Genomic DNA, 7343 nt, shown 5'->3' on the forward strand with positions numbered 1-7343 from the left:
ATACAACAATGATACGATTTTTAATACTATTCACCTCTTTTTTCTTTGTTTTTACTTCTGCTGAAGAGCTTAAAGTGATTTCGGATAATTTTAAAGGGGATCAAAAAAAAGGGGTTGCCATTTTTACGGGCAACGTCAAAGTGACCAAAGGCTCCGATGAACTCAATGCCTCAAAAGTAACGATTTACACCGATAAAGAGAATAAACCCACCAAATATTTGGCGGAGGGGGATGTCTCATTTTACATCGTTACCGAACAGAAAGAAAAATACCGCGGGAAATCGCAAACGGCGATTTTCCTTCCCAATGAAAGTGAATACCATTTTTATAAAAAAGTGGATTTGATCCGACTGGATGACTACCGTCGTGTCAGAGGGGATAAAGTAGTTGTCAATACGGTACAGGGAAATGCGGCTGCCGAAAGTGCTCAGGATGAGCCTGTCGTGATGACGTTTACGATTCAAGACAAAAATTCAAAATCGAAAAGTCCTCTCAAATGATTGAAATTATTGATTCCTCCTTTGTCACATCAGCTCCTAATATCCGAGTGACACCTGAAAACGAGTACCAAAACGAAGTGGCGTTTATGGCACGTTCAAATACCGGCAAAAGCTCATTGCTCAATACCCTTACCAAACGCAAATCACTGGCAAAAGTTTCAGCTACACCGGGTAAAACACGTTTGATCAACTATTTTGATGTGATCTTCGCCGATCGGGAGACCAATGAGCGGCTGAATGCAAAATTTGTCGATTTACCGGGATTCGGATACGCTAAAGTAGCCAAATCATTAAAAACCGATTGGGAGAGCAATCTTACAAATTTTATCTCCGAACGGAAACAGATTCGTATATTTGTCCACCTTATCGATTGCCGTCATCCCGATTTGGAAATTGACCGCTCCGTCGATGCCTATTTGAATGAAATTTGCACCCCGGATCAGTTCATTGTCACTATTTTTACGAAAATCGACAAACTCAACCAAAAAGAGCTCTCCGAGCTTAAAAAACGGTTTCCGGGGGCGATTATGGTCTCCAACTCCAAGCGGCGAGGGGTAGATGCCATTGTCGAGCATCTCTACCGATTGCTGAAAAGTGACATTTGATGAGTATTACCTATAAAAAGCCGACCTTGCATGATATCCCGGCAATGCAGAAACTGGTTGCTCCCGAAATTGAAACCGGTGTTATTTTGCCGCGCAGCAATGATGAGATCGCAACCAACATCCGCTCCTATTTTTTAGCGATGGAGGGTGAGAAATTGGTAGGTTTCGTTGCCCTACACATTCACTCTCCCTCATTGGCGGAGCTGCGGTCGATGATCATCGATACAGCGTATCGCGGACGCAATATCGGCAGCACTTTAGTCGAGAATGCGTGTGAAGAGGGACGCCGTTTAGGATTAAAAGAAGTGTTGGCGTTGACCTATGAGCAGCGCTTTTTTCAACGTTTGGGATTTGTAGAAATTCCTAAAGAGTCGATCCCAGAGCATAAAATCTGGGCTGATTGTATTAAATGTAAACATTTTCCGGTATGCAACGAAGTTTCCCTTATCAAAACGTTATAAGTCGATTTTTTTTAGTCGGCTTATTTATCGTTTACATCAGTCTAAGCAGCATCTATCTGTTATTGCCCCCTTTGGTTGCCATCCTTTTTTTTGCCTATTATAATGCTTTGTCCAAACATGATCTTTTCGGATTGATTATTGTGGCGTTGATGCTTTTGATTTTTGAAGCGGAAAAAGGGTTTTGGATTGGCAGTACTCTCCTTTTTTTTACGGTATTGTCGCGCTATCTTCTCCCGAAACTCGAACAGCTGATTCAATGCCGCATCTGTATGGGGGCGATTTTTGTCGCTTTGGCCTATCCGGGATATTGGATTTTTATGTGGATTGCAAACGGTGTTTTGTTACTTCCACCCCCTGCGATCGATTGGCATATAGGGTTATACATGATTATTGAATTCTTAATGATTACGGCTTTGGTATGAAGATACGTATTTTACTCACATTTTTCATTATTGTTTGGATTGGATTACTGGTACGGGTCTTTCATCTCTCGGTACAATCCAATGATTATTATGAAAATCTTTCCGAAAATAACAGTATCAAAACCGAACTTTCAGCGCCCGTGCGCGGTGAAATTCTTGATCGTACTTCTGAACCGATTGCGATCAATGAACTTGGATTTAAAATCGCGTTGGCTCCCCATCTGACCAAAGGGAAAGATACTACGTTGCTGGACAAAGAGATCGCGTATCTTCTCTCCATGATTCCGACATTGGACGCCAAAAAAATTGCCAAGACGTATAAACAGCATGATTCTTACTATAATCATACCTTTATCGATGTCGTGGACTTTATTCCGCACGAAACGGTTATTCCGCTCTATTCATTGATGAATTTGCGGGACACTATTAAAATTTCCCCCTCTCCGAAGCGGTTGTACCCTTATGGAGCCGTGGCTTCGCATGTGATTGGTTATGTGGCAAAAGCGAATCAAAAAGAGATTGATGCCGATCCCTCATTACAGCTTTTAGGGCATGTCGGTAAAAATGGGATCGAAAAATATTACAACCGCTATTTGCAAGGGGTTGCCGGAGAACGCCGGATCAAGGTAAACGCTCACAATGTCGAAATCGAAGAGATAGGAAGAAGCGCGACACAAGAGAATCATAATTTGGTTCTGAACATCGATATGCGACTTCAAAATTTTATCACCGAGGCATTTGGGAATCGGGTAGGGACAATCATCGTTATGGATACGCATGGTGCGATCTATGCGGCAGGAAGCTATCCTGAATACGATCTCAATACCTTTGTTTCCGGGATCAGTTCAAAAGAGTGGAACCGTTTGATGAACAGTGTCGATGCCCCGTTTACCAATAAAATTATCAACGGTCTCTATCCTCCGGGATCGACGATTAAGACAGGAATGGGACTGATCTATGTGACTTCCGGCATGTTACATGAAAACAGTACGGTGAAATGCAGTGGATCAATGAAACTGGGGAACCGGGCATTCCGATGTTGGAAAGGTACAGGGCACGGAACCACCGAAATTTCCAAAGCGATCACCCAAAGCTGCGATGATTATTTCTACAAAGGTGCGTTGCAAGTGGGAATAGAACGGATGAGTACCGGTTTGATACGTATGGGATTAGGGAAAAAAACGGGGATAGATTTGCCGAATGAGTTTATCGGCACCGTACCCAGCCGGGCATGGAAACGGGAAAAATACAACAAACCGTGGTATCAGGGGGAAACCCTGAATACCTCGATCGGGCAGGGGGATTTTCTCGTCACCCCGATGCAAATGGCACAATACACCGCTCTGATGGCAACCGGAAAACTGCCGATACCGCATGTGGCAAAATCTATCGGTAACAACCCCTATACCCCTAATGCCCTGGATGTATTGACTCCGAGTGAAAAGAGCAAACTTCCCATTATACAGCGTGCGATGCGCGGGGTATGTAACGATCCTGGAGGAACCGCGCGAGGATTCGTATCTACACGCTTCCCCATAGCCGGAAAAACCGGCACGGCGCAAACCACGGGGATCGCACAGGGGACGAAACAGCGTCAAAGTGAGCACTCTATGGATTATTTCAGCCGTTCACATGCCTGGTTTACGACCTATGGCCCGGCTGAGAACCCACAGTTTATCGTCACGGTATTAGTAGAGCACGGAGGACACGGCGGGGAAGCGACCGGAGGAATGGTATCCTCCATTTACAATAAACTGGATGATTTGGGGTATATTCAAAAATAGACTCCGAATAGGATAGAATCCAATAGACTTCTTGGATAACCTCAATTTTAATAAAAAGCTGGATTCCCACCTTCGCGGGAATGACGGACTTCGTCATCCTCGAGCTTGACCCGGGGATCCATCCCTAAGAGGGTTATGCAAGAAGTCTAATAGGTTTTTATTCCTCCAGAGTCCTTACAATCAGGCTTTTAGGAAGATTGAATTTTTCAATCATCTCCACCTCTTTGTCCCGCATCTCCCCGTTGTCGACTTCATGATCAAATCCGAGAAGATGAAGCATCCCGTGGATAAAGAGGAGGGCAAGTTCATCATTTTCGCTATGTCCGAGCTCTTTTGCGATACTCTCGACTTTGTCGACACTGATGACAATACTTCCAAGCGGCGCACCGGGAAAGGGGTCACTGGGAAAACTGAGTACATCGGTCGCTTTGTCGATTCCGCGAAATTCACGGTTGATTTGGGAAATTTCATCGTTATCGGTGAGGATCAGTTCGATCTCACGGTCGCTCAACGCATCAGAAATTTGCTCAACCAAAGCTAAATGGTAATTTTTTTCGGTTCGGTTATCTAGTTCTATCATGATGACATTGTAGCATAAGCACTGAATATTTATAAAAGTGCCCAAAATAGGGCTTTCATTTAACCTAAAATAGGCAAAAAGTCGGTCACTGACAAACCGAAAACGTATAAATATGGCAACGGTTGCCATGAAGGTTGCCACGAAAAAATCGATTGATCTTTTTCATCAAATTTGAACTCTGCAAAATTGACGATGACATTTTATGATATACGCCAGTAATAATAACGTTAGTGCGAAATACAAAGATAATACGAATCCCCTGAAGTAAATAAATTGCTACTAATACAATGATATAGATTGTCACTGCTAAATAAAATTTTCGTTTGTATAGGATACTTTTTTACATATTATTCATTTTTAATTGATTTTTGAAAGGATTGTATAGATACATGACTGAAATAAGTATATGGTGCGGATGAAAGAATGATTTTTATCTGCCTAAAAATAACTACAAAATTCCCCTAAAATTTGACTCTTCTGCGAATCTGTCAAATCCTAATTTTTTCTTTACTTTTTATGTGTCTTTGGTCACAGTTTAGACATTTTTGATTTATACAGAAAAATGCCATATTTCATATATTAAATATAGCTTTAATACTCTTATGAGGTATAATCATAAATAGTAATTTTTATGTATAAATATTAATTTTTTATAACTAAAGGGCTGAATTTGATTACTCTTACCTTGCCAACTAAATTTGAAAATATCTTAAAACAAAATGAAAATTTCAGAGGTGAAACAATAACATTAATTGGAAAATTTTCGGATTGGATCAAACATAATTATCTCGAATTTTTTCCAGAATACACTGACCATGGTATAGAACATATTCAAGATGTATTAGATACTTCTGCGCATATTATTAATGATGCTACGTTAGATATCTTAACTCCTGAAGATATTTATGTACTTATCGCTTCTATATTGCTTCATGATAGTGCAATGCATATCGACAAGTATGGGTTGTGGTCATTACTTAAAGACGATAGATTTAATGGTGTAGTTTTTAGTAAACGTAAAAATGGTACATGGCTTGATAAATGGCACGAATTTGAAAAAAAGGTAAAAAAATTCGAGGAGAATGAATGGTATAGTTTTTTTGGAGAGTTTGAAATTGTCGAACTACCTGAGATTTATCACAATAATTTGAATGATCGACAAAAAATATTAATAGGCGACTTTATTAGACAACATCATGCTGATATTGCTGAAACCATTGCTTCCTATGGTATCCCAACCAGAGGAACTCCATTTGAACTTTTTAGCAAGGACTTTATGACTTATAATCAATTAGCTGGTTTTATTGCTAAAAGCCATAATTATAATTTACGACAAATGGTTGATGAATTAGGTGATCATACTGCCAGAGAATACAGAAAGACACATCCAGCTTTTTTAATGGGTGTGTTGAGAATTGCTGATTATTTACAGTTTGAGAACAAGAGAACTCCCAAAGTATTGTTTCGAATCAAAGGAACTGGAATGTGTAGCCCAGTCTCTCTTTCGGAATGGAAAAAACATTTGTCCATTCTGAGCACGGGTCAGAATCACAGTGACGCTGAACTATTGTATGTTGATGCTATACCTGATGATGTTAAAACATTGGAATCAATCAAAAAACTCTTGATTACTTTTCAAAACGAATTAGATTCATTTTGGGCAGTAAACGGGGAAATATATAGTCGATTTGACAAGTTATCATCTTTAGGTTTAACGTTGCGTAGGGTCAAATCAAACCTTGATGATCCTTATTCTTATGTTGAGTCAAATCATAAAAGTTTTTATCCAGAAACATTACATATTAAGGCAGACAATCAAAAAATTTTTCCTATTCTCATTGGACCATTATACGGGGACATTCCACAAATCGGATTAAGAGAGTTGCTACAAAACTCAATTGATGCGTGTAATGAAAGATTTAGTATTGAAAAAAAAGAGGATATTCATATGAGTACTATCCCTTATAAAATTACAATAACAATTGATTTAGATAGTGACGAATTTATTATTCATGACAATGGCATTGGTATGGATATAGATGTCGTTAAAAATTATTTCCTTAAAGTGGGCGCTTCTTACCGTTTTTCAGAGGTATGGAAAGCTACTCATTTAAATGGACAAAAAGGATATGTTCCTCGGACTGGAAAGTTTGGTATTGGTATGCTCGCGGGCTTTTTGATTGGAGACACAATAACAGTAATATCAAAGAAAGAAGGTTTTTCGTCAGATGAGGCGATTAAATTTGAATATAAGTTAGATTCAATGGATATACAGGTTGACTTCATTGATGTCATTGAATCAGGAACAGTTATTAAAATTACTTCAAATAAAGAAAGATTGAACCAAATTGTTGAAGGATTCAAGAAGGAACATAATAGTTATCGTGAAGCTTTAAAGTGGTATTCGTATTGGTATTATTTAGATAGCCCCGTTATTGAGTTTTTTGTTGTAGAAAACGGAGAAAAACAACGTGTTCTTAATAAAGATATAATTAAAAAAGAAGATATTTTTACAAAATGGCAATCAGTTGAAGGGACTGTGCTTGATGGTTATTATTGGATTAAAAAAATATCTCCAAAGCTTTATTGTAATGGTATATTGATTAGGAACTATCTTACTCCTATTTTTTCTATTGATTTGATTTTAGATAAATATAAAATGCCAAATATTTCTATCGCTATTTTTGATAATATGGGTCAATTTCCATTGACTTTGACAAGGGATGGCTTGGTTATAAAAGAGTTTTTTGAAGAACATAAATTAAAGCATAGTATTCTGTTTTCATATTATCAAGAGATTGCTAAAAGAATTTCTTTATTAAAGTGGTCTCATGTAAGTATAAAAAACTTTATATTATTAGAATCTCATACGAATGGAGACAATAGCATGTTTCCTATGATTCTAATCAATAAAAAGTTTGTTCCCATTGGTAGTTTAGAGTTGAAAGATAAATATGTTGTGTTTGATTATTTGTTTGAAAATCAGGATCG

7 protein-coding genes are annotated in these 7343 nt (G+C 38.6%); 6 read left to right on the forward strand and 1 reads right to left on the reverse strand.

The window, feature by feature from the left end; all coding sequences use genetic code 11:
* The first annotated feature begins 8 nt into the window (after positions 1–8).
* Genes lptA through mrdA form a run of 5 tightly spaced genes read left to right on the forward strand, consistent with a single transcriptional unit; the run spans position 9 to position 3772 of the window.
* Positions 9–500: a lipopolysaccharide transport periplasmic protein LptA gene (gene lptA, locus WB308_RS04665; RefSeq protein ID WP_424189493.1), complete on the forward strand. Its 492-nt coding sequence runs from the start codon at positions 9–11 to the stop codon at positions 498–500.
* Positions 497–1105 (forward strand): ribosome biogenesis GTP-binding protein YihA/YsxC, encoded by a 609-nt coding sequence (gene yihA / locus WB308_RS04670; RefSeq protein ID WP_424189495.1) that lies wholly within the window; start codon positions 497–499, stop codon positions 1103–1105. Before lptA ends, yihA begins: the two co-directional genes overlap by 4 nt.
* Entirely contained in the window at positions 1105–1566 is a 462-nt protein-coding gene (locus WB308_RS04675; protein WP_424189497.1) for an N-acetyltransferase, read from the forward strand. Before yihA ends, WB308_RS04675 begins: the two co-directional genes overlap by 1 nt.
* Positions 1533–1988, forward strand: coding sequence for a hypothetical protein (locus WB308_RS04680; protein WP_424189499.1), 456 nt, complete (start codon positions 1533–1535; stop codon positions 1986–1988). Before WB308_RS04675 ends, WB308_RS04680 begins: the two co-directional genes overlap by 34 nt.
* Positions 1985–3772: a penicillin-binding protein 2 gene (mrdA, locus tag WB308_RS04685; protein WP_424189501.1), complete on the forward strand. Its 1788-nt coding sequence runs from the start codon at positions 1985–1987 to the stop codon at positions 3770–3772. The genes WB308_RS04680 and mrdA overlap by 4 nt, the downstream gene beginning before the upstream one ends.
* A gap of 157 nt (positions 3773–3929) precedes the next feature.
* Here mrdA and ybeY read toward each other — a convergent pair whose 3' ends face one another.
* A complete protein-coding gene (gene ybeY / locus WB308_RS04690; RefSeq protein ID WP_424189503.1) occupies positions 3930–4352 on the reverse strand; it encodes an rRNA maturation RNase YbeY in 423 nt (140 codons plus the stop codon).
* A 670-nt stretch (positions 4353–5022) separates the two neighbouring features.
* Between ybeY and WB308_RS04695 the strand changes: the two genes are divergently transcribed.
* Positions 5023–7343: HD domain-containing protein (locus WB308_RS04695; RefSeq protein WP_424189505.1), on the forward strand; the 2321-nt coding region annotated here is incomplete at its 3' end.

This window comes from Sulfuricurvum sp. (assembly GCF_049587615.1).
In the GTDB taxonomy this organism is placed as follows: domain Bacteria; phylum Campylobacterota; class Campylobacteria; order Campylobacterales; family Sulfurimonadaceae; genus Sulfuricurvum.

Excerpts from the sequence above, each read along its gene's own strand:
- lptA (WP_424189493.1), top strand. The coding sequence starts at position 9 with ATGATACGATTTTTAATACTATTCACCTCTTTTTTCTTTGTTTTTACT.
- ybeY (WP_424189503.1), bottom strand. The coding sequence starts at position 4,352 with ATGATAGAACTAGATAACCGAACCGAAAAAAATTACCATTTAGCTTTG.
- yihA (WP_424189495.1), top strand. The coding sequence starts at position 497 with ATGATTGAAATTATTGATTCCTCCTTTGTCACATCAGCTCCTAATATC.
- WB308_RS04675 (WP_424189497.1), top strand. The coding sequence starts at position 1,105 with ATGAGTATTACCTATAAAAAGCCGACCTTGCATGATATCCCGGCAATG.
- mrdA (WP_424189501.1), top strand. The coding sequence starts at position 1,985 with ATGAAGATACGTATTTTACTCACATTTTTCATTATTGTTTGGATTGGA.
- WB308_RS04680 (WP_424189499.1), top strand. The coding sequence starts at position 1,533 with ATGCAACGAAGTTTCCCTTATCAAAACGTTATAAGTCGATTTTTTTTA.